The following is a 20844-nucleotide window of genomic DNA, read 5'->3' on the forward strand; positions in this document are numbered from 1 at the left end:
TGTTACCTCACAAATCCGGCGCGGGCACCGGCAGAGCCGAACCCGCGCGTCGAGACAGGCCCGGAGGCCAGATGCGTGCTGCGCTGGCCCGCCGAGAAGAACTCGATCGGGCCAATGTCTTCGTCGGATGCCGCCACGAAATGCATGAGCGCGATCGCGTCGTCGCCGTGACGTTTGCCGCTGTCGCCGTCGGCCTTGCTGACCTTGCCGCGGTCCGGGATCATCGGGATGCCGCGCACAAGCTTGATCATGCGCAGATCATCCATGACGCCCTCGTCCCACGGGATCAGAAGCATCTGATCCTCGATCGCGGAGCGAAGCTTCGGCATGAAGGCGAGATATGTCTTTTCCGAGGTCTGGACGGCCTCGACGCGGTCAAAGCCCCATTCTTGCTGCATAGCCTCGGCCAGCGCCGAACCATTGCCGCGCGCGTCCATCTTGCCGCACGCGAACATGGGCACGCGTGAGATGATCCAGTTGAGGATCATCTCCTGATCCTTGAAGGGCACGTTGCGCATCTCGAGCAGGAAGCGTGCGACGCGGCGCATGCTCTCATCGCGCTGGCCGAACACAACAGGCGAGACGTCGCCGTTGCGCGCAAAGTCCTGGCCGAAATAGGTGGGGCGGTTGGGATCAAAATCGGCCAGGTAAGGGGCGACCTCGGTTTCCAGAAACTCCTTGATCCAGCTAGTGCGGTATTCCTCGCCGTGCCGCTCGAATCCATCCGGACACGCCAGGCGGATGACCGGCAGCTCGTGTGACATTGCCTGCTCGATCGTCGCGCGCGCTAGGTATATGCCCGACCCACGCGAAGGGACGACGTCCAGCTCCTGCTCGGCAGCGGTGCCGTAGCGCTTACGCAGCGATGCTTCCCATTTGGCCTCGGCTTCGGGCGACCATGGCTCCCTTGTACGCAGGCATATCCGCTGGTAGAGGCCCTGGCGTAGCGCGTCCTTCAAAGTGACGCGCTGCACCACACCTTCGCGCTTACCGCTGCGGATATCCTCGATCAGCTCGTTGTAGGCGTTGTCCGCGCCATTGTGCGTCGAGATTACGACGACCCTGCCGCCCCACATGGTGAGCGCCATCGCCGCGTCAAGCAGATCACTGAACTGGTCATGGAACGCGGCTTCATCGATCAGAACCTTGCCCTGCATACCGCGCAGCGAGCGCGGCTTGGAGGACAGCGCCACGATCTTGTGACCCGATGGCAGATCGATGCGGAAGGCGTTGATGCCCTCATCAGATCCATCATTGTGCAGGAACTCTTTGGGCTCGGTCGCCAGCTGGTCGAAGGCCTGGAGGAAGTCCGCGCAATATCCAATGAACTCGCGCGTCATGTCCTTGTTGTAGGCGATGTAGAAGAAGTCCTGGCCGCCCTGGGCGGGGGCGGCGGTCAACACCGCATCTGCGCCGAACGCATAGGTCAGACCAGTACGGCGCGATTTTTCACTCACGAATAACTGGTGCTGGTCGCTGAGCTGGATGGCCTCGATCTGGTAGGGCATCAGCAGCGACGGCAGATCGTCCATCGGTGACAGGGAGCCGACTTTGGCGCTCATGACCGCCCACCCTTCCAGCGCTGACGAGATGGGCGGCGGCGCGGTGATGTCATTGGCTGCACCCATGCAATCTCACCGCGTGCGACGGACATCAGCCAGTCGCGTACATCTGCCTGGCCTGACAAGCCGTCGAGCGAGACCAGGTCAAAATGCAGCGGGATATGTGCCACGCGGCGGGGGCGATAGTGGTCTGAGACCCGCACGAGCCAAGTTCGATCCTGTCGATCGGCGAGGTGCACGTATTTGGTGCGCGAACCATGAGCGGCCAGCGACGCTTTCGTTGCGCGCGATGCCTTGATCCCAAGCACTCGGAACCCGAGCGACTTGGCAGCCTGCGCGATCGCGTAGGCCAGCGATGCAATATCGCCGGGCCCGTTGACGCTATCACCGATGACAAGGCGGCGCGGCTCGGTCATTCATCGTCACTCCATGGAAGCATGGGCACAGTCTGGCCGGCAAGGTGATGGGTGCTGTCGCTGCAGAACTGCCATTGACCGTCGCGGATGAAGCTGTGGCAGACGTCCGGTGGATCGCCCTCTTCGCGAACGAAATTTGGGTCTACCGCGCGACCGGTGCGGATCAGCAGGCTTGGCGAGAAGGTCGGAGCATCGGGATTTCCATTGAAATCCCAGCACGGCCGTTCGGCATACCGGAACGGGTTCGTCGGGATGAAATGGACCTCGTCGCACCCAGGGCAACGAGCCATGTATCCACCTTCGAGCACGTTAAGGAAGGGGCCAAACAGGACGGTCATCCCAGCCCCAGTGCCGCCTTGTAGGTGTCGAGGATGATCTCCATTTCCTGGCGATCGTGGGGCTCCATCCTCCGCAGGCGCACGCACTCGCGCATGACCTTGGGGTCATACCCCTGAGACTTCGCCTCGGCGTATGTGTCGCGGATGTCATCGCTGACGCCCTTCTTCTCTTCCTCCAGGCGCTCGATCCGCTCGAGGAACAAGCGCAGCTGATCGTCGGCGGTGATGGCTTCACTCACGAGTAGTCTCCTTCAGGTCAGGCTTTGAGGCCGAGCAGCTTGGTCTTCACGGCCAGGATTGTTTCTTCGGTGGCACCACGGCTGCGCAGCTCGCCTTCGGCTTCCTTCGCCGCGCGCTGGTTCTGCTCGAGGCGGATGGCGCGCTCGCGCTCGGCATCGACCTTGTCGGCGACGACCAGATCCTTGAGGGCCTTGATCAGTCCCATGGCGTCGCCGAGCTCGAGCTTCTCCTCGCCACCCATGCGGGCAGCGATGATCGACAGGTTGTTGCGTGCCAGGTGCAGCAGCATCCGGTTGCGCTTCTCGTTCTCGCCGCCGAAGTCGGTATCGACAGCCTCGGACATGCCGCGCACGGCCTTTTCACGCTCCACCACGCGGTGCCAGTCACGTCGACGCTTTGCCCAGCGGCCCATGGCGGACCGTGTGATCGTATGACCATGGGTTGCGGCCAGCTCGACCAGTGCATCGGTCGTGAACTTGCGCTTCACAGCCTCGTCCAGTTCGTCCTGGACGTCAGCCGGCAGCTCTTCGACGGAAGACCAGCGGGCCATGTCAGCGCCCCGTTTTGTGGCGGTAGATGCCCTCGACGATCAGACGGCTGGCGGCGACGTCCTCGCCGTCGGGCAGGATCTCGGCGAGCACATACGGATCGACAGCTTCCACCCGGATCAGCCTTTGCTGGGCCAGCCAGCGCAGCTCTTCGGCAACATCGCGGCGGGCAACGCGGTGCCCAACCTCGGCCAGCAGCGTGGCCAAGTGATGATCGTTATGCTCGCCGCCGATCTCGGCCAGCAAGTCGATGATCGCGCGGCGGACCAAAGGTCGAATGGCGGGCGCGATCATTTCTTGGCCATTCCCTGCTGAACTAGCGCGTGCAGGTAATCGTTCTGCGTTTCGAGCTGGTGCTGCACTGCTTTGACCGAAGATTCGACCTGGCCGAGGCGATCGCGAATGTCTGCGATGGAATTGGCGAGGCCGGCGCGGGTTGGTTCCCGCTCCAGGTCGCGAACGATGTTATCGATGCGGCTCTCATTGGTCGCCATGCGAGTAACAAGGCCGCCGACGTCAGCTGTCAACGAGCTCAGCTTGCCCTCATGCTCCTTCAGGTCGGCGCGAGACGGGAATTTGGTCTGCAGCCAAGCGAATCCGCCCAGGACCAAAAACGGCGTGACCGTGGAAGCGATCTGCCAGATCGACTGGAAAACCTGCCACCAATTCACAGGGGAGCCACCAGGGTTCTGGCCGAGGCGGCGGGGATGACGAAATACATGGGGAAGCGAGCCTCATCAAAAACGATGGGGCGACGCTATGCTTGGCAGATTGTCGGTATGGGGGTGAGTGGACTTACCCTGAATTTCCGTCGTAGGGTTCGAACATCTCGATCTGGCGTGGATCGCGCAGGGTAGGCCGACGCAGGGGAGCTGCGTCTTCGGCTTCCCGGCTGCGGTTGACCAGCTGGGACACATAGGTGCGCGCGGTGCCCAGAATGCGGGCTGCTTCGGCGACAGTCATATCGCCGTTTCGCACAGATGCAATGACAGGCGCGCGGCGAGCTTCGGTTAGCGCGGCTCGCGCAACGGGCAGATCGATCTCCTGGCGGCCGTAAACGTGGCTCATGATCCTGGTGAGCCTGGCGTCCAGGATCTCGCGCAGGCAGTTGCGCTCGGCGTCGGCAGCAACGTAGATCTTCTGGCCGCCAAACCTCTCCACGACGCGCAGCGCGTGAAACGCGCCGATATGGTCTGCCATTTCGACCAGCTGCTCGGGCCAGCGGCGGGTGACAGCCACATCGCGAGGAATCGGAAGATCCTCGAGCCGCATGCCGGGGAAATAGGCCACGGACATCGGCTCAGCCTTCCACCTGGCTGGCGCTTGCACGGGCGCGGCGCGCCTTTTCAGCACGCCAGTGCTTGCCCAGGAACCGGATGGCGTCATCCATCTGGGCGAGTGACCAGGCATTGGTGGTGAGGCCAGTACCCATGTTCATGCCCGCGATCGTGAGCGGAAACTTCATGGCCTGGCCAGCGCACAGACGATCCAGGCGCTGCAGTACGGCAACGCGATCGCCATGCGCATGGCTATAGCCGTCGAACCTGGTAGCGAGCGCATCGATGTCCGCGTCGCCGGGCCATTCGACACCAACCCGAGTTGCCCACGCCTTGAGCGCCTCGATAATTGATGGTGCCGTGCGGTGATCGACAAAGCGCAGGGAGGCGATGCCGGTCTGCCGTTTGACGAACGCGTCCAGCGCTCCGTCACCCGGCTCGTCAATCTCGCCCAGCCAATATAGGCTCCACCACAGCGCCCTGATCTTGCCGAGGTGCGGCCTGTCGGCACGGCCCGGTTTCCAGTCGCCGTTAAGCGCATCGAGCAGCTTCCCGAGCTGGCCATCGCTGAGCTTCGACAGCGAGCGCTGGCCGCTAACCTGCTCGATGCGATCGCGGCGTGCATCCTCATCCAGCCCCAGCCTGTTGCACGCGGCCATGATCGCACGGATCTTGCGCGTGCGTGGGTCGCTGCCTGTCGAGCGCCTGGCAGGATTTGGCTGGACCTTGGCGTTCATGAAGAGCGGCCCATTGAAGCCATGCCGGCGACCAGTTCGCCACGGCGGCTCAGCTCGGCCTGCAGCGCCTCGGTTGAGCAGGCGCGCAGATCCGCGCCGCCGCCATGATCGACTGGCACATAGCGCCCATGGCGATCGTCGAGCTTCCGCAGATAGCCGTCGCGGACGAGCGCCTGCAGCCGCTCGTAAATGCCGGCGGTGGACCTGACACCCTCGATCGCCATAAGCTCGCGGATCGTCGGGCTGCGCCCATGCGCTGCGATGAAGGCGCGTATGTTGTCCAACGTGTCACGCTGACCGTGTGTCATGAGCCCAGCTCCTTTTTCTTGTCGGGATGGCGGCTCTCGATGGCTCGCCTGAGTGCGATGGTGCCCCTGACGATCATGGCTTCGAACCCGCCGTCCTCATCGGAGAAGCGGCTTGTGACCCGCTTTACCTGGACGGGCTTGATGCCAAGCACGGCTGCGATCTCACCATTGCGGAAGCCGCGATCGTGCAGATCCATGATCTGCCGTTCCTGCGGCCTGAGCATGCCGTGGGCCATCAGTTTGGCTTCCCGCTGGCAGGGGCAAGCGCCGCAGTCTGCCAATAGACGGCATCGGCCAGCATGTCGCAGAAGTGATTGGACTGGTCCAAATCCATCGCCATCGTGGTCTGTCGGCCATCCTCAACAAGCGTCACGATGATAAGCGGAACGCCATTGACGAACTCGGTCGCAACACCTGCTGCGCGCCCTACTGCATCGCCATTGGCATCCTGGATGGTGGCCGCAGGACCAGAACAAACGCCAACAGCCATGAAACGGCAGGCAACGCTGACAGTGACGCCCTTCATGCTGCGTCTCCCTCGACATCGACCAGCTCGGGATCGGCTTCGCGCTTGCCGGCGCGATCGATGAAGAACTGGTTGGCCTGGGAAATGCCCGCGCCGAGGTCAGCGAGTTGCTTGGCCTTCGGATCATCCTCGCCCTTGCGAAGGGTCTTGATGATCGCCTGCTTGTCGAGCTCGAGTTTGGTTCGGATGTAGGGCGCAGCGTCCGCCGCCTCCAGAGCTGCGCGGATCTTCTCGATGAAATCGTCCTGCTTCAAGCCCTTCGGTAGCTTGAGCGACGGAGTGTTGGTCCGCTCGCCGATGATCGCGCCTGCCAGCTCGATCGACTTGCGTTTGCCCTCGGTCAGCTGATCCTTGGCGACAGCCCACCAGGCGCGCAGCTGCTTGAACAGTTCCTTCTGGGCCTGCTCGAGCGGTGCTACCATGGCATCGCGCGCGCCCTCGATCTGCTGGATCGATGCATCGGCATCGGCCTTCAGCTGGTCGACGGTGGACTGCATCGCCATGTACTTGTCGATCGTGGCGGTGGCTTCCTGGATGGTTTGCGGGGCGACTTGTGTCGGTGCCTTGCGGCGGGCAGCAGCCATGGTCAGTTCCTTTCAGGCTCAAAATCGGTGGGGGTGGGAATGTCGGGCGAGACCAGCGGGATCGCCGTGCTGCACAGGGCGCATTCCGCCATGACGCGACCGACATCCCATTGGCGGCCACCGCAGCCGGGGCAGACGTTGTCGCCGGTGCTGCGATAGAGAACGAGGTAGCCTCGCTCGCTCTGGATGGCGCGATAGTCGGTGCAGACTGTCATGAGCCTGCTCCTGCTGGTGCGGTTGCGAGGATGATGGCGGTGCCCAGCACGATCGCCGCGCCGATCAGCGCGACATCGCGGGCGAGATGCGCCCAGGTCACACCTGCTGCTTGCAGGCAGGCACTTATGCGGCGCATGACGCTGCCTCCGTCGCCTGTCCGTCGGTTGCGACGTCGGTGTTGTTCGGGCAGCTGGGGCAGGCCTTGTAGTAAAGCTGCTCGGCCAGGTTGCGGGGCAATCCCTTGCGACGGCGCAGATTCATGCAGCTGCGAAGTGGGATGGACTCGTGCCAGACCGGGCAGACGACATCTTCGTTTCCCCATGCAGCGCGCACCAAGCGCTCGGCCTCTTCGTAGCTGCCGGCATAATCACGGTTGATGATCCGGCTGACGTAGCTGGCGTTGCGGCCTATTTTCTCGGCTGCCTGGCGCTGATTGGTGGAGTCTGCAGCGCCTGCCAGCAACCGGACCCATGCGGGCATGTCCTGGCCCCATGCAACTGTGGCGCGGTCCATATTGGTGAGGGAGTTCTTAACAGACATGGTTAACGCTCCCGGTCAAAAAAAGGGGCGCGGGCGGCGCGCGTGCGCGCTTCCAACGGCAGGTGAACCTGCGCGCCGCTGTTCGGGTCGATGAGGCGGTTGTATGGCCGGTTCTCGATCACCACGCGGGTGATCGAGGGATGGTGCGGCCCCGTATCGAGGATGATCCGATATTTGCGGTGCTCATCACCAGGATGGTCGATCCGCTCCAAGAAGCCTGCGCGCACCAGGTTGTTGAGATATTCCATGGTGTTGCTCTTGGCCGATTCCGCGGCGATCAGGAGCATCGGCAAGTCAAACACCTTCAGCACCCGGATCGCGGTCCAGATCCGCTGCCGCATCGATGCGGGCGTGAACCGACGGTCGAGCTTCCTGACCGCGACGTTTGCAGGTGGGGTGATATGGCGCATGGCAATCTCGCTGAGTTTGAGGAGGCATTGACGCCCCACCGCCACCACCAAGCCGGCGTCCTTCCAACGCCGCAGCCAGCGGGTGACCACCACCGGGTCGGCACCTGTGCGGCGGACGATGTCAGAGATGGACAGTGGCTCACCTGCGTGGCGCAGATGGCTCCAGATGCAGTTTTCCGGGGCGGGCGGGCGAGCGGCGGTGAGCGCGCGGGGCGTGACGAAGTTCATCGTTTTCACCCCTGAAACCGACGCGTTTGCAGATCTCCGGTCATGATCGGCTTAGAACCCCACCATGCGAGGTCGATCTGATCGCGCCCGGATGCCAGAGCGATCGTCTGCGCTTCCATCAGGTTGTTCACGATGCGGCGGGTGCAGCCCTTGCAGGCCTGTTTGAACCGAAGCGCCAGATCGTCGGCGATGCGGACGCGCAGGCAGTAATGGTCGCGCAGCTTCAGGGTGTCTTCGTCACTGGCGGGCTGGGCGGCGGTGGCGATGCGGATGCGGTTGTCGAACCGCTCCCATTCCTTGAGCTTGGCCGGGAGCGCCTCTTCGCCGATCATCATGATGGCGATCGAGGTGGCATCGTGGATGTCGCGGATAATCTCGACCGACTGGCGCTTCACCAGGAAGTCCATTTCATCGATCACGAGAGGTCGAGCGAAATAGGTCAGCTGATCGATGATCTGCTCGAGGATCGCAGGCGCGGTCTTCGCCAGCTTCACGATGCCGAGGGCCTGGGCGATCTGCTCCAGCAAGGTACGCTGGCTCCAGACCGAGCGCGCGCAAACATAGGCGGCGTTGGTCCGAGCGGCGGCAAAGGCCGCGCCCACCGATTTGCCGTACCCCGAATATCCGTACAGCACCCCAAGGCGCGGCGACTGGCTACCGGCGTCCATGCAATCCATCAGGGTCCGGAGTGCCAAGCCCATGTTGGTGAGTTGCGCCTGGCCTAGCCCTGAAAGCTCTGCAGCGGGGCGTGGCGCGGTTGCGCGCGCCCCACCTGTTGGCATCTGGAACAATGTGCTCTGGTTCATCGCTTGGCTCCTTCGTTGGATATCAGCTGGCCTGCCCGGACATGCGTCCGGGGTCGGCGTTGTGGATGTCGGTGGGATTGGGGTCGCGCGGCGGCGGCGGAGCGAAATATGCGCTCATCACCTTCTCGGCGCGGTACTCGGTAGAAGCGGCATACGCCTGGGCGACGCGCAGAGCTTCGGCACCCACCTGCTCGCCGCGTGCCGCTGCCGCCAGGATGGAGTCTGTCTGCGCCATCTTCTGGGCTGGCGTCAGGGTGGCGAGCTTGGGCGCTGTGGAGTCGATTGCCTGCTGGACACGCTCGGGGCTGGGGATCTGCGGATCCGGAGCATTGGCGATACTGTCGATCGCGGGGTTGGTGTGGTGATGGGTTGCGATCGGCAGGGACGTGACCTTGCCTGCAGCTTCTGCGTCCGCGCGCATGACAGCCTGAGCGGCGTGCTCAAAGCTATAGCGCTTCATGCGGCTGCGCAGCTCGGCGCGCTGCGTCTTCATGTGCTCTTCTTGGTGCCGCCGCGCTTGGCGCGCGAAGGCTTCCTCGCTGAGACCTGACCGCTCGGCATTGACCGCCGTGTCGATGAAGCGGCCGTCGTCCGTGAAGATGAACAGCGCGCCCAGGTCGTCCTCGTCGCGGCGGACCATGACGCTGCGTCCGATGTATTCGGCAAGCGGCGCGCACCAGTAACGGCCACCCTTCCACATGATGCCACGCTTGCCGACCGTGCGCGGTCCGACCAGTGCGGAAAGAGCGATCAGCAGGACATCCTCGCCGGGCGCAGCTGCCGCCGATCGCGGCGAGCTCTGCCACTTCGCCATGGGGGAGCACTTGAGCGAGCTGTGAACGGAAAGGTGGTAGACGCCATCGGTCCAGGCGTTGATTGCGGCCTGCAGCTCCACGGCTGTCATGCTGGCCTCAATTACTGGCCTGCCGGTTTCCTTGCGGGCGCGCGCGCGCAGCGCCTGCGCCTCGGCAACGTTGTGGCCGAGGTAGCCGGGGAAGATCTCCGCGCGCTGGCGGGTGAACGTGCCGAAGACTCGTTCGATGAACGGTTTGCGCTCCGGGCTACCGGGCGGGCACGGGCGGTGCTCGATGCCCAGGATCTCGAGCGCGCTTACGATCGAGCGGTTGATGAAGCCACTGCCCTGGTCGGTGATGATGGTCTGGGGCATCACGCCCCAGGCGCGGATCGTGCCGATCAGCAGCTGCCGGACGCTCTGTGCGCTTTCCGACTCGCACACCAGGAAGCGAACCCGTCGCGAGTAGCGATCGATCAGGCCGAGGACAGCCTTTCGGCCTTCGACGGTCATCACGTCAGCAGGGGTGGTGTCAATCTCCCATATCTGGTGGACGGCGTCGACCGAGCCATCCATCCGGCCCAGCGCAACGCGGTACTTGCCCTTGTACTGATCGGGGTTACGGAACGACGCCAACAGCGCGGCCTGGCGCTCTTCGAATTCCTTGATGAACCGGCGCAGCGTCCGCCCCGTCGGCAGATCGTCGAACTCGTCGCGCAGCAGATCCATGATGATGGTCGACGAGACCTTGCGCTGGGCAAGATAGGCCTCAACCGCTTCTGCTACTGCTGTGTGCTCATCCCACCAACTGGGGCGCCCGCGCCCTCTCCGGTTCTCGTTAGCAGCTCGTGGTGTGCCGGCACGCTTGCTAGCTTGACGGGCTAACAAATCGGCGCGCGCAGCGTCTGGCAGTGACGCTACGGAGAAATGCCGTCCGCCGAGGGTGTCAGGCCGCTCAACGCAGTCCCAGTTTTCGGCTAGGGCACGCTCGCGGACGCGATAAGCGGAACGCGGCAAGCCCTCTAATTTGAGGTCTGCAATCTGCTGCGCAGTGAGGTGAGTTTGCAGCTTCACGCGAACCCCCAAAAAAAGAAGGGTGTTTCATTCCGAGATGGAACAAAAACGGTGCGATTGCGGTACGCACTGTGATAAGGCACCATCATGCTGCGCACTCGGCAGAGTGGAATCGACGGGCGCGCGCGTAGTTTGTGCTCGGCTGGGGACGCTTCCGGGCACCGTTGGAGTGATAGCGTGATGGCCAGATTTGATGGGCAGGCGTCTGTAGGAATGCGGCAATGACCGCTTCGGCACCTTTGTGTGGGCGGTCGAGGGCCAGCGACATGGTCTGTCGGCTGATCCCAGCTCGCTGGCCGAGGCTGGCAAGCGTGACGCCTTTGGCGCGCACAGCAGCTTTGATTTCCTCGGGATGCCAATCCATCACTGTTGATGCCTTGATAGCGTTATTGAAGTTGAAAGCGGTATGATGGCCATCAAAAATGATGTCAAGTCTAAAAACGATGATGGTCGGCGTGAGGCGCTGCCTGCATCGTTGAGCGCAAAACTGCGAGATATGCTGAGTTCCCGGTCTCAGGCTGAAATTGCGGGGCTAATGGACGTCTCGGTGCCTACGGTTCAGCGTATGGTGAGCGGCAATTCTCCGATCACGATTGGCAAACTGCTACGACTTGCTGATGGCCTTGGCGTGCCCTTGGAGAAGGTGTTTAGCCTTGATGGATCACTGCCGGCCCCAGAAGGCGGCATTCCAATTCATGATGTTTCATTTTCAGCTGGCGGCGGAGCTGAGATCATCCTGGCTGGGGAATCAGATCAGAGAGCGATGTTTCCGTTATCCTGGCTGCGCCAGCAATTCGGGAAGATCGACAATTTGCGTATGGTCAGGGTCGCCGGGGACAGCATGCACCCGACGATCGCGGATGGTGAATGGGTCATCATTGATCTGGATCGGACCAGCGGACCTGGCATTTTTGCCCTTCGGCTTCATGACCAGGTATACATCAAGAGGCTTCAGTTTCAGTCGAGCCGCGTCCTAGCAATAAGCGACAATCCCTCGCATGAAGTGTTTGTCATCAACCTGAAGGACAGAGCCGACCGCGATGCGTTCCAGGTAATTGGCCGTGTTGTCTGGACCGGCAAGATGCTATGATCTTCCCTGGGTCGCTAGACGATCTCCCCGACGACTGGCGCGCGGCTCTGGCAAATCGGCGGCTGCTCTGGGAAGGCGGCTATGATCCTGCACTTGTCGCCGTACGGGACCGCGATTACGCCAAAACCACGATCAATGAATGGTTCATAGCCTTCATGTGGCTGTTCTACAGCCGCGATCCGCAGGAATGGAGCGAGTCCTGTGAAGCTTTCACAATGCCGGAAGAGTGGATGGAGATCGTAATCCCGCCAGCTCCTTCTGGCCAGCTTCCCAGCCTTCGAGCCGCACTAACTTGGCGCTTCGCACGCTTCTATGGCGTGGAGTTCAATGACCCCGCGGTCGTAGCCAGCGTCGAATATGCGTTCTCGAAGAATCATCGGGCTGGTCCGATTGGCTACCTGGCTGCGACAGCCAACAGATTGTGGTTAGCGGCCAGTCGCTGGCGGAAGTATCAGCGACAGGCAGAACAGTTCCCTATGCTCCGGTTGATGGCGGACGACCATTTGTCCGCTCAGACGGGCGTGGCAAAGCTCCATGGCGTGCTCCTGCCCATTGACCATGAGTTTTGGGGCGCCTGTTTTCCACCGAACCATGTCTGGCATGTCGGGATGGTGGGTCAGGTCACGGAGCGCATCATGCGACAGAAGGGGTGGACGGTTACCCAACACCTTCCCGATGAATGGCGATCGCTCATACCGACAGGGTTCGATCGAAATTTCGCAGCTCTGTGGCCCAATGTTATCGAGCCTGGCCTCGTTTCAATGTGAAGCCGATTTAAGGCCCATACAGCGCCGTCACCCTCCGGTCCGCACCCCAACCACCTAAAATCTTAGCGATACCCATGGACACGTTGCCCAGCGGGAATTCTGGGCATTCGGTTGCGTCATCTACGGAGGAAGCAATCCCGAGGCAGAGAACGCTCTGCGAAAAGTTATCCACCAGAAACGAAACCGGAACGGGTTTCGCTTGCGCGACTCAGGTGCCAGGGTTCACATAGTCTACAGGCAGCCGGCATGCGGGTCATTGGATACCGTGGTCAGTCATCACACTAGCTGTTGGATCATTGAAGCGAGCGGTAGGCAGTTTCAGGCGCCGCAAGAGATGGAACGTTTCAAGCGGTCGGCAAGCTGAGAAGCGGCCCATCAATCCCCATTGCATTTTGAACCGATTTCGGTTAAAAAAGCGTTACCACACTGAAGGGGATAAAAAGTGGAGCTGAAAAATACCTTCGGGGGCGCACAACTCGAGCTAAGGAGATGGTCGTGACCCCATTTGGCAATAAACTGAAGGCTCACCGCAAGGCGCGCAATCTAATTCTAGGAGATCTAGCTGATAAAATTTCTGTTTCGGTATCCTTTCTCAGTCAAGTCGAGACTGGGACCAAGAGAATTCCTGACGGGATGGTAGACCGCATAGCGGATGTGCTTCAGCTGAATGAGCAGGAGAGGTCAGATATCTTAGCTGCGGCTGCGATCTCTCAGCCCAAAGTCGAAATTAAATTGGCGGTAAATGCGGCAGAGTTTGACAGAAAGCTTGCCAGCACTTTTGCAAATAGCTTTGCCAGGCTGAGCGACGGTGAAAAGAAAGCACTGTTCGAGGTTTTGAAGGATAAATGAATGGATGACCCGTTTAAACACGTCCGGCGACGGTCCAGACAAAATATCGATGCGCTCAGCCGGGCGGTTCGGGTCATCTTCGGCCTAGGCGATGACGATCGGGTTGCCTTGATTCCACTACTGGAGTTCGGCATTGACGCGATACTCGATGATTTTCAGCTCGAGATATTGCCGGATGCTGAGCTCCAGGGTTACGAAGGACTGACCGATCTCACTAGGCCAATAATCCGCTTGCCGGAACAGGTATACAACCGGCTGCGGAACTCTTGCACACACGCCAGGTTTACTGCTGCGCATGAGCTTGGTCACCTCTTCATGCACTCTGGCGATAGCGTCCACTACGCCAGAACCAAGCAAGCCGACGAGACAACTGACCCAGAATGGCAAGCCAACCAGTTTGCGGCCTGCTTCCTGATGCCAGAAGCAGGCTTCAGAAAGTGCGCCACGGTCGAAGAGGCCATGGTAAAGTTTGGGGTCGGCTACCGTGCAGCGAACGCCCGCGCCAAAAGCTTGGGCCACAAATTCCGTAGATTACCGAAAAAAAGGGGGCATGGCATGAGCCGCACCCCCTAGATATCCTGCGCAGAACGTGGTCCCTGCAAAGGGTTTGTCCTGACCAGAAGTTAGCGCGTGCAACATAAGCACGTTTCCAGGCTGGGGCAACTTGTTTTGGACCACACAAAACAAGGCATTTTTGAATGACTTCCTTGGTACCGCCTCCGGGCAAGCGGATCATTTACCGTCCATATATCACGTTAAAGAATGGCAATCGCTTGTACGCAAAGTCTGTGGGCAAGCGCGCGTTTCCCATCGTGATTGACGACTGATTTGATCACCCCGGCCCCCCAGGGGGCCGGGGGCATCAAGCACCAAGGGTTCGTTCTTTCGCCTAGGAGAAGTCGAAATGAGTAAAAAGACACCGCCTCGCCAGACAGTCCACCGCGACTCCAAGTCTGGGCAATTTGTCACGGAGCGCCATGCAAAGCGCAACCCAGATACCACCGAGCGGGAACGCATTCGGCGCGACTAGTGGGCCGCTTCGATTGATGAGGGAGGGTCGCCGAAAGGCGGCCCTTCTTTTTTACTCCGCCGCCAGCATACTGGCGGTCGCTAGGAACGCGCAAAAGTGTGCGCCGCTCTGCATCTTCAGGACTTCAACATTGTCGCGGCTAAACGCGTCGAACTGCAGCGCGAACTTGCCTGCCGCGCTGGCTGCATTGACGGTGACGGTGTAGGCGCCTGCTTTGTTCTTGCGCGCAACGAAGCCACCCTGCATTTCTAGCGAAAGCGCGATCTTGCCAGCGTCATTGTCGCGCCCGAGCTGGATATTCATCGGATGGGTATCGCGGTGCATGGCCAGCTTCTTCGCCAAGCCTGCCCCGATCTGCATGTTGATGTAGCGGACTACCACGCCTTTCCTGCTGGTGAGCTGGCGGGCATAGATCTTCACGCCGTCGATCGGCAGCGTGACCCCGGACTTGACCGGTCCGACGTAAGCTATGGTGTCAAAAGCCATTTTTCGTCTCCTGTGGTTTCTGACCAGGAGAGATTTGCCCGAGCAACCTGCTTGCCTTTTCGCCTGATCCGGGCCAGACGATAGCTGCGCCCGATGTTTCGGGGGGGGTAAGCCAGCTTACCCAGACAGCCCTCAATTCTCGCGCTTATGCCGTGGTCCATGGATCAGGCAATTTCCTTCAGCAGCAGCGCGGGCACCATCCGCATCTTCAAGCCGGGCAGCTTTACGTCTGTCGATGGCAGTCGTCACAGCTTCTCGCGTGACGACCTGGTGCAGGCTGCAGCTGCCTATGACCCGGCAGGCGATCCCGCGCCGCTGGTGATCGGCCATCCCGCAATTGACCATCCCGCCTATGGCTGGGCCACCGGCCTGCGCCTGGAAGGCGACGAACTGATCGCCGATGTTGACCAGGTCGAACCCGGCTTTGCCGAGACCGTCAACGCAGGCCGTTACCGCAAGGTCAGCGCCTCGTTCTACCCGCCCACCCATCACGGCAATCCCAAGCCTGGCAGCTGGTACCTGAAGCATATCGGCTTCCTGGGTGCCGCCGCGCCTGCGCTCAAGGGCCTTGGCACCGTCTCGCTCGCCGAAGGCGATAGCGCCGGCCTAGTCAGCTTTGCCCTGCACGCCGCCCCCGAACACGAACCAAGCCAGGAGAAGTCCACCGTGACGACCAAGACCGAAGACAAAACCGCCGATTTCGCCGAGCGCCTGCGCGCACTGGATGAGCGCGAAGCCTCCGTAAAGGCCCGTGAAGCAGCTGCAGTGGCCCGCGAGGAAGCGGCCATGAAGGCGGCGCGCGATGCCCGCCATACTGAGCACGTCAGCTTTGCCGAAGACATGGTGTCGAAGGGTACACTCGCCCCTGCCGGCAAGGGCCTGCTGGTCGGTGTGCTCGATCAGCTGGGCGAGACGGTTGAGCCGGTGAGCTTTGGCGAGGCCGAAGCCGACAAGATGCCGCCTGCCGCCGCGCTCAAGAAGCTTCTCGGCGGCGCGGTTCCCCTGGTCAGCTTTGCCGAGCTGGCACCCAAGGGCGGCGACCCCAAGGTCAAGGTTGCCAATTTCGCTGCCCCTCCGGGCTATTCGGTCGATCCCGGCAAGGCCGATCTCTTCGCGCGCGCCAAGGCGATCCAGGCGGAGAAGCCGGACCTGCCCTGGATGGATGCCGTTCGCCAGGCCGAAGGCTGATCGGCCGCGTGCCACGACCGGCGCGCATCCCGCTTTCAACCCCGTTTCAAACGCAAGGAAACACCGATGCAGAGTACCCCGATCCTGACGCTGTCGCTCATTGCAGCCGCCGCGCTTTCCGCCAATCGCTTCACCACCTTTGCAGGTGCCGTCTGCGGCGCGGGCGCAAAGGCGGCGGGCGTCACCCAATATGCCGCCGCCACTGGCGATGCCGTAGCCGTCAATGTCGTTGGCACCACCAAGGTCGAGGCTGGCGGCGCTGTCGCGGTCGGCGGTCCGATCAAGTCCGATGCCAACGGCAAGGCTATCGCCCAGGGCGGCACCGGAGAGATCCTCGGCTACGCGATCGAGGCGGCGTCCGGTGACGGCAAGATTATCGAGATGCTGCTCACCCCGTAATCCCCGAAACCCAGCGGGCAGGCGCGCGCTGCCTGCCTGCTGACCCTTTCACATCAGGCGCAATTCCAACTTATCGGAGACCCATTTCATGACTGTCGGCCAACAGATGAACGCTGCCCAGGCGCGCGTTGTCGATCCTATCCTGACCAATCACGCTCGCGGCTACAGCAACGCCGAGATGATCGGTCGCTTCCTTTTCCCCACGGTGACCATGCCGACGCGAGCGGCAAAGCGGATCGAGTTCAACCGCGACAGCTTCCGCCGTCGCCGCACGCGCCGCGCGCCTGGTTCGCAGATCGCCCGACTCGAATTCGGCTTCGAAGGCAAGGCGGTCAACCTCCACCAGGAGGCGCTGGCCAGTGTCGTGCCGATCGAGCACCAGGAAGAGGCCGGTGCAATCCCCGGCATCAACATGCAGCAGGTCGGCGTTGACACTGTGCTGGCGGTGATCGCGCTGGAAAAGGAAATCCAGCAGGCGAGCGTGGCCCGCAACGCTGCCAGCTATGCCTCGTCCAACAAGATCGCGCTGACCGGCGACAACAAATGGTCCGATCCGGACAGTGATCCGCTGGTCCAGGTTTCGGATTCCAAGGAAGTGATCCGCGGTCGTATCGGTCGTCGTCCCAATACGCTCGTGCTTCCCGGCAAGGGATACAGCGCGCTGCAGAAGCACCCGAAGATCAAGGATCACTTCAAGTACACCAACGCCTCCGCCGTCAGCGTACCGATGCTGCAGTCGTACTTCGACATCCAGAACGTCGTGGTCGGCGATGCGATCTACGACACCGACGACAGCACCACTGTCGATGTCTGGGGCGCTGACGCGATCCTCGCATGGGTTCCGCCCGAGGGAATGCGCGCCATGCCGCTGCCCAGCTACGGCTACACCTATCAGCTCGCCAACCACCCGCTGGTCGAGGCTGTCGAGTGGGATGGTGACATCCGCAGCTGGAAGAATGCCGTGCTCGACGAGTTTTCGGCAGAGCTGGTCGGCGCCGACGCCGGTTATCTGTTCCAGGCCGCATTCTGATCCTTTGGTGCAGCCTGGCGTGAGGGGCGGGGCAACACCCCCCGTCCCGCCCCCCACGTTTCTATCCCTGATTTCTCCGGAGGTACCTATGCCGCTTTATACCGTCATGACCCGCCTGCTGGGCCGCGAACCCAACAGCGAAGATATGCCCGGCTCCGTCATTCCCATGGATGAAGACGAGGCGCGCGAGCTCGTCGATCTTGGCGTGCTCGAGCCTGCGCCCGACGATGCTGTGGCCACGGACGGCTCTGATCCGATCGAGGCTGCCCTAGGCTCCCTCAACCTGAAGCAGCTAAAGGCGTTCGCCGCTGCAGCTCAGGTCGATCTGGGCTCCGTAGCCAAGAAAGCCGAGATCCAGCAGCTGCTGGCCCTCACCGTTGATCGCGACGACGCCGACCAGGTCGCCGCCTTTATCGTCATGGCTGAAACCGCAAAGGCCAGCTGATGTCGGTAATCCGCCGCCTCAAGAGCCCGCAGGAAACGCTGGTCGAGGATCTGGGGCCTGCTCTGGCGATCGTCAGCGTCTCCAGCGAGGCGCGTGGCCTGGTCAGCGGATCGGCCGCAGTCGAACTGGACGACGCGATCGCCAATGATCGCGCCAGCCTGACGATCGGCGGCGGCACCGATGGCGAGCTGTATCTGATCACGGCCCTGATCAGCACCATTGCCGGCGATCGCGACACCCAGATCGAACTCGTCGTGTTGGATGGCAGCTGGACAATGCCGGGCGGCGGCGCGCCGATGCTGTCGATCGAGGCCTTTGTCGACCGGTTCGGCCTGGAAGAGATCATCCTGCTCACCGATGCAGGTGACGGGCGCATCGATCGCAAGATGCTGATCGGTGCGCTGGCAGATGCCCAGGCCCAGGCAGAAGCCTATCTGGCCGACCGCTACACCCTTCCGCTCGGCAGCGCGCCGCAGCTCGTGGAAATGGCGATCGCCGACATCGCCCATGCCCGCCTGTATCGCCGCGAGCTGCCAAAGAACGTCGAGGACGCCCAGAAGATCGCGATGCGCAATCTCGAGGCAATCGGCAGCGGCAAGATCAAGCTGGGCATTGCCATGGCTCCTTCGACCAGCGCCGACCCTGTTCTGATCGCCCCCGGCAGGCCCGTGTATCCCGATCGCCTGAAGGGCTATGTGCGATGAGCAGCGTCTCCATCAACCTGTTCGACCAGCTCACCCCGGCGCTGCAGCGCGCGATCGACGCCGTCGGTGATCTCAGCGCGCCGATGGCCGAGATCTCGGTCGACTGGCTGGAGTCTACCCGCAGCCGGTTCAATCAACAGGTTGATCCGCTGGGTGTGCCCTGGAAGCCTCGCCGCGACACTGAAAACACCAAACCTCTGCTCGTTGATCGCGGCGATCTGCGCAACCAGCTCGACAACGAGTCCGGTCCGGATTTCGCAGAGGTTGGCGTCCAGGCGACCGGTGGCCCCGCAATCTATGCGCACGTGCACAACGAGGGAGCGACCATCCGGCCAAAGTCCGGTCGCGCACTGCGGACTCCCTTTGGGGTTTTCGCTCAGATCGTGATCCCCAAGCGCCAGTTTATCGGCGCGTCCGACGGCGACCAGGCCAATGCTGTCCAGATCCTGACCGAGCATCTGCAACAGGCCTTCAACGCCGATGCAGGTGGCGCGCAATGATCGCGCTGCAGCCCATCGCCGACCAGCTCAAGCTATTGCGCCTGGCCAAGCATGTCGACGGCGCTATCGAGTTCGCCTCGCTGCGCAGCGCCCCAACTGCGTTGCCCGCCTGGTATGTCATCCCGACCCGAGAGACCGCCAGTCAGAACGAGCGGACGAGCACGATCCACCAGCGGGTCGATGTCCGTTTCCAGGTCGTTGTCGTTCTCTCGGCCCAGGCTCGCAACCAGGACAAGGTCCGCGAAGATCTGAAAACCCATGTCGATGCGATCACCCGCGCGCTGTTGGGCTGGCAACATCCCGAGGCCAATGGCGAGTGCCATTACGACGGCGGCGCGCTGCTGGTCTCCGACGGCCAGGTCATCGCCTGGGCGGTCCAGTTCCGAACATCCCGCACCGAAAGGAAAATCTGATGAAGCCGACCAGAAAGGCCGCTGCTGATGCCGTTGCGCCCATTGCCGATGCTACCGCAAAGCCTGCGCCCTCGGCGACCGCCGCCGATGAAGGAATCAAGAAAGCCGATGACGGCGTGCCCGAAGCCGCACAGCCGGTAAGCGGGCTCACCCCCACCAAAGACCCAGTCCGCAATGCATATGGCCTGGAACTGGACCGGTTCGGCCTGCCTGTCAACGGTCCGGCGCGAGCGGCGGTTCTGGCCAGGTTGGAGGTTTCTGATCCTGCGCTCGATCCGGGTGAATGGGATTTCCGCGACGGCGATCGTGCCGCCGAAGTGATGGAGAAGATCTATGGTTGATGTCCGGCGCGTCGTCGCGGCCAAGCCCGAAAGCGTATACAGCACCGACAGCATCCCGACGCTTGCCGACGATGCGATCATGACGCGCAACTATTCAATCGTTCCGCTCGAGGTCGATCAGCTGCAGCGCAACCTGGACAACCGTGCCTATGGTGCGACGAAGGGGAAGCCGACCAACAAGCGCATGCGCTCATCCTATGAGGTGGAGCTGGCCGGCTCCGGCACCGCTGGCACCGAAGCCCCCTGGATGAAGCTGCTTGCCGCATGCGGCATGGCTGCGCCGACGATCATTGCTACCACCTCGGCCACCCAGAAGTTCGCCGCAGCTGGTGCTGCGCCAGGATCGCTCAGCGAATACAGTTGGGTCGATAACCAGCAGCGCAAGATGATCGGCGCGCGCGGCACCTATTCGCTTGATTTTACGGCGGGCCAGGTACCGTTTGCCAGCCTGCAGTTCACCGGCCTCGTCCCTGCCGCAAGCCCGCGCATCGTTGCAACGCCGACCGGAGCTGATTTCACCGACTGGCAGGAGCCGCTCGAGGTCAACAACGCCAACACCATCCTGTTGCTTGATGGGTTCGCCGCTGTGACCCGTTCGCTGACGATCGATGCCGGCGTTGCCATCAACCTGCGCAACCTGATCGGCGCGCGCTATGTGCGGCGCGGCAACCACAACGTGACAGGACGCCTCATGATCGAGGCACCGTCTTCGGCAACGAAGGATTATCTGGCAACGCTCGACAACGGCGCGCTGATCCCGATCACACTGACCCACGGGACCGTTGCCGGCAACATCCTCGAGCTGAGCGCCACCAAGGTCCAGGTCACCAACATCACCGAGTCCGCCGAAGACGATCTGCTGATGTTCAGCATGGATCTGCTGTTCACCACCGATGGTGGCGCCGACGACTTGGTCATTATCGCGAAGTAACCGGCTGACCTGAATGCTCGCACGGGTCGAGGATACGAGCATTCAGGCAGCCGATCAAACGCCATCTA

At 62.0% G+C, this 20844-nt stretch carries 34 protein-coding genes; 13 read left to right on the forward strand and 21 right to left on the reverse strand.

Features of this window, described 5'->3' with window-relative positions; translation table 11 throughout:
• Positions 1–2: 2 nt before the first annotated feature.
• The 20 genes from IP68_RS04725 to IP68_RS20820 all read right to left on the reverse strand — a co-directional run bounded on the left by IP68_RS04725 (position 3) and on the right by IP68_RS20820 (position 10967).
• Positions 3–1628 (reverse strand): terminase large subunit domain-containing protein, encoded by a 1626-nt coding sequence (locus IP68_RS04725; protein ID WP_082382133.1) that lies wholly within the window; start codon positions 1626–1628, stop codon positions 3–5.
• Complete coding sequence (locus IP68_RS04730) at positions 1559–1978, reverse strand: hypothetical protein (RefSeq protein WP_054133834.1); 420 nt, start codon at positions 1976–1978, stop codon at positions 1559–1561. The genes IP68_RS04725 and IP68_RS04730 overlap by 70 nt, the downstream gene beginning before the upstream one ends.
• Entirely contained in the window at positions 1975–2316 is a 342-nt protein-coding gene (locus tag IP68_RS04735; protein ID WP_054133835.1) for a DUF6527 family protein, read from the reverse strand. The genes IP68_RS04730 and IP68_RS04735 overlap by 4 nt, the downstream gene beginning before the upstream one ends.
• The gene (locus tag IP68_RS04740) at positions 2313–2555 is read right to left on the reverse strand and encodes a DUF2312 domain-containing protein (protein WP_054133836.1); all 243 of its coding nucleotides are present in this window, start codon (positions 2553–2555) and stop codon (positions 2313–2315) included. The genes IP68_RS04735 and IP68_RS04740 overlap by 4 nt, the downstream gene beginning before the upstream one ends.
• Positions 2556–2572: 17 nt before the next feature.
• Positions 2573–3106: a phage protein Gp27 family protein gene (locus IP68_RS04745; RefSeq protein WP_054133837.1), complete on the reverse strand. Its 534-nt coding sequence runs from the start codon at positions 3104–3106 to the stop codon at positions 2573–2575.
• 1 nt (position 3107) lies between these two features.
• Positions 3108–3398, reverse strand: coding sequence for a hypothetical protein (locus tag IP68_RS04750; RefSeq protein WP_054133838.1), 291 nt, complete (start codon positions 3396–3398; stop codon positions 3108–3110).
• Positions 3395–3775, reverse strand: coding sequence for a hypothetical protein (locus IP68_RS04755; RefSeq protein WP_054133839.1), 381 nt, complete (start codon positions 3773–3775; stop codon positions 3395–3397). The genes IP68_RS04750 and IP68_RS04755 overlap by 4 nt, the downstream gene beginning before the upstream one ends.
• 124 nt (positions 3776–3899) lie before the next feature.
• Positions 3900–4400: a hypothetical protein gene (locus IP68_RS04760; RefSeq protein WP_156317944.1), complete on the reverse strand. Its 501-nt coding sequence runs from the start codon at positions 4398–4400 to the stop codon at positions 3900–3902.
• Positions 4401–4404: 4 nt separating this feature from the next.
• Positions 4405–5118 carry a regulatory protein GemA gene (locus IP68_RS04765; protein WP_054133841.1) on the reverse strand — a complete coding sequence of 238 codons (714 nt, stop codon included), beginning with the start codon at positions 5116–5118 and terminating at the stop codon, positions 4405–4407.
• Positions 5115–5426, reverse strand: coding sequence for a hypothetical protein (locus tag IP68_RS04770; RefSeq protein ID WP_082382134.1), 312 nt, complete (start codon positions 5424–5426; stop codon positions 5115–5117). The genes IP68_RS04765 and IP68_RS04770 overlap by 4 nt, the downstream gene beginning before the upstream one ends.
• On the reverse strand, positions 5423–5662 hold the full coding sequence (locus IP68_RS04775; protein ID WP_054133843.1) for a hypothetical protein: 240 nt from the start codon (positions 5660–5662) through the stop codon (positions 5423–5425). The genes IP68_RS04770 and IP68_RS04775 overlap by 4 nt, the downstream gene beginning before the upstream one ends.
• Positions 5662–5952 carry a hypothetical protein gene (locus IP68_RS04780; protein ID WP_054133844.1) on the reverse strand — a complete coding sequence of 97 codons (291 nt, stop codon included), beginning with the start codon at positions 5950–5952 and terminating at the stop codon, positions 5662–5664. The genes IP68_RS04775 and IP68_RS04780 overlap by 1 nt, the downstream gene beginning before the upstream one ends.
• Positions 5949–6536, reverse strand: a complete 588-nt coding sequence (locus IP68_RS04785) for a host-nuclease inhibitor Gam family protein (RefSeq protein ID WP_054133845.1) — start codon at positions 6534–6536, stop codon at positions 5949–5951. Before IP68_RS04785 ends, IP68_RS04780 begins: the two co-directional genes overlap by 4 nt.
• Before the next feature lie 2 nt (positions 6537–6538).
• A complete protein-coding gene (locus IP68_RS04790) occupies positions 6539–6751 on the reverse strand; it encodes a hypothetical protein (RefSeq protein WP_054133846.1) in 213 nt (70 codons plus the stop codon).
• On the reverse strand, positions 6748–6888 hold the full coding sequence (locus IP68_RS20125; protein ID WP_156317945.1) for a hypothetical protein: 141 nt from the start codon (positions 6886–6888) through the stop codon (positions 6748–6750). The genes IP68_RS04790 and IP68_RS20125 overlap by 4 nt, the downstream gene beginning before the upstream one ends.
• On the reverse strand, positions 6876–7292 hold the full coding sequence (locus IP68_RS04795) for a helix-turn-helix transcriptional regulator (protein ID WP_082382135.1): 417 nt from the start codon (positions 7290–7292) through the stop codon (positions 6876–6878). Before IP68_RS04795 ends, IP68_RS20125 begins: the two co-directional genes overlap by 13 nt.
• Before the next feature lie 2 nt (positions 7293–7294).
• Positions 7295–7930 (reverse strand): MarR family transcriptional regulator, encoded by a 636-nt coding sequence (locus IP68_RS04800; protein ID WP_054133848.1) that lies wholly within the window; start codon positions 7928–7930, stop codon positions 7295–7297.
• 5 nt (positions 7931–7935) lie between these two features.
• Positions 7936–8736 (reverse strand): AAA family ATPase, encoded by an 801-nt coding sequence (locus tag IP68_RS04805; protein ID WP_231683748.1) that lies wholly within the window; start codon positions 8734–8736, stop codon positions 7936–7938.
• Positions 8737–8758: 22 nt separating this feature from the next.
• Complete coding sequence (locus tag IP68_RS04810) at positions 8759–10603, reverse strand: DDE-type integrase/transposase/recombinase (RefSeq protein WP_156317946.1); 1845 nt, start codon at positions 10601–10603, stop codon at positions 8759–8761.
• An 85-nt stretch (positions 10604–10688) separates the two neighbouring features.
• Entirely contained in the window at positions 10689–10967 is a 279-nt protein-coding gene (locus IP68_RS20820) for a helix-turn-helix domain-containing protein (RefSeq protein ID WP_082382136.1), read from the reverse strand.
• Between the two features lie 45 nt (positions 10968–11012).
• Here IP68_RS20820 and IP68_RS04815 point away from each other — a divergent pair, with 45 nt between their 5' ends.
• The 4 genes from IP68_RS04815 (at position 11013) to IP68_RS04830 (ending at position 13882) form a co-directional block, all read left to right on the forward strand.
• Positions 11013–11693 (forward strand): LexA family transcriptional regulator, encoded by a 681-nt coding sequence (locus IP68_RS04815; RefSeq protein ID WP_197275734.1) that lies wholly within the window; start codon positions 11013–11015, stop codon positions 11691–11693.
• Positions 11690–12460, forward strand: coding sequence for a hypothetical protein (locus IP68_RS04820; protein WP_054133851.1), 771 nt, complete (start codon positions 11690–11692; stop codon positions 12458–12460). The genes IP68_RS04815 and IP68_RS04820 overlap by 4 nt, the downstream gene beginning before the upstream one ends.
• Before the next feature lie 495 nt (positions 12461–12955).
• On the forward strand, positions 12956–13309 hold the full coding sequence (locus IP68_RS19685) for a helix-turn-helix domain-containing protein (RefSeq protein ID WP_197275735.1): 354 nt from the start codon (positions 12956–12958) through the stop codon (positions 13307–13309).
• Positions 13310–13882, forward strand: a complete 573-nt coding sequence (locus IP68_RS04830) for an ImmA/IrrE family metallo-endopeptidase (RefSeq protein ID WP_054133853.1) — start codon at positions 13310–13312, stop codon at positions 13880–13882.
• Positions 13883–14390: 508 nt separating this feature from the next.
• On the opposite strand, the gene IP68_RS04835 is transcribed toward IP68_RS04830, so the two are convergent.
• Positions 14391–14825, reverse strand: coding sequence for a hypothetical protein (locus IP68_RS04835; RefSeq protein ID WP_054133854.1), 435 nt, complete (start codon positions 14823–14825; stop codon positions 14391–14393).
• Between the two features lie 159 nt (positions 14826–14984).
• Between IP68_RS04835 and IP68_RS04840 the strand changes: the two genes are divergently transcribed.
• From IP68_RS04840 to IP68_RS04880, 9 genes are all read left to right on the forward strand, one after another.
• Entirely contained in the window at positions 14985–16013 is a 1029-nt protein-coding gene (locus IP68_RS04840; RefSeq protein WP_054133855.1) for a hypothetical protein, read from the forward strand.
• A 66-nt stretch (positions 16014–16079) separates the two neighbouring features.
• Positions 16080–16412, forward strand: a complete 333-nt coding sequence (locus tag IP68_RS04845) for a DUF2190 family protein (protein ID WP_054133856.1) — start codon at positions 16080–16082, stop codon at positions 16410–16412.
• A gap of 88 nt (positions 16413–16500) precedes the next feature.
• Positions 16501–17442, forward strand: a complete 942-nt coding sequence (locus IP68_RS04850) for a major capsid protein (protein ID WP_156317947.1) — start codon at positions 16501–16503, stop codon at positions 17440–17442.
• 88 nt (positions 17443–17530) lie between these two features.
• Positions 17531–17887, forward strand: a complete 357-nt coding sequence (locus IP68_RS04855; RefSeq protein ID WP_054133858.1) for a hypothetical protein — start codon at positions 17531–17533, stop codon at positions 17885–17887.
• The gene (locus IP68_RS04860; protein WP_054133859.1) at positions 17887–18591 is read left to right on the forward strand and encodes a DUF1320 domain-containing protein; all 705 of its coding nucleotides are present in this window, start codon (positions 17887–17889) and stop codon (positions 18589–18591) included. Before IP68_RS04855 ends, IP68_RS04860 begins: the two co-directional genes overlap by 1 nt.
• The gene (locus IP68_RS04865) at positions 18588–19091 is read left to right on the forward strand and encodes a phage virion morphogenesis protein (protein ID WP_054133860.1); all 504 of its coding nucleotides are present in this window, start codon (positions 18588–18590) and stop codon (positions 19089–19091) included. Before IP68_RS04860 ends, IP68_RS04865 begins: the two co-directional genes overlap by 4 nt.
• Positions 19088–19504: a hypothetical protein gene (locus tag IP68_RS04870; RefSeq protein ID WP_054133861.1), complete on the forward strand. Its 417-nt coding sequence runs from the start codon at positions 19088–19090 to the stop codon at positions 19502–19504. The genes IP68_RS04865 and IP68_RS04870 overlap by 4 nt, the downstream gene beginning before the upstream one ends.
• Entirely contained in the window at positions 19504–19845 is a 342-nt protein-coding gene (locus IP68_RS04875; protein ID WP_054133862.1) for a hypothetical protein, read from the forward strand. The genes IP68_RS04870 and IP68_RS04875 overlap by 1 nt, the downstream gene beginning before the upstream one ends.
• Positions 19838–20776 (forward strand): phage tail tube protein, encoded by a 939-nt coding sequence (locus tag IP68_RS04880; RefSeq protein ID WP_054133863.1) that lies wholly within the window; start codon positions 19838–19840, stop codon positions 20774–20776. The genes IP68_RS04875 and IP68_RS04880 overlap by 8 nt, the downstream gene beginning before the upstream one ends.
• Positions 20777–20844 lie beyond the last annotated feature (68 nt).

The sequence above is a fragment of the Blastomonas sp. AAP25 genome, assembly GCF_001295965.1.
Classification (GTDB): domain Bacteria; phylum Pseudomonadota; class Alphaproteobacteria; order Sphingomonadales; family Sphingomonadaceae; genus Blastomonas; species Blastomonas fulva.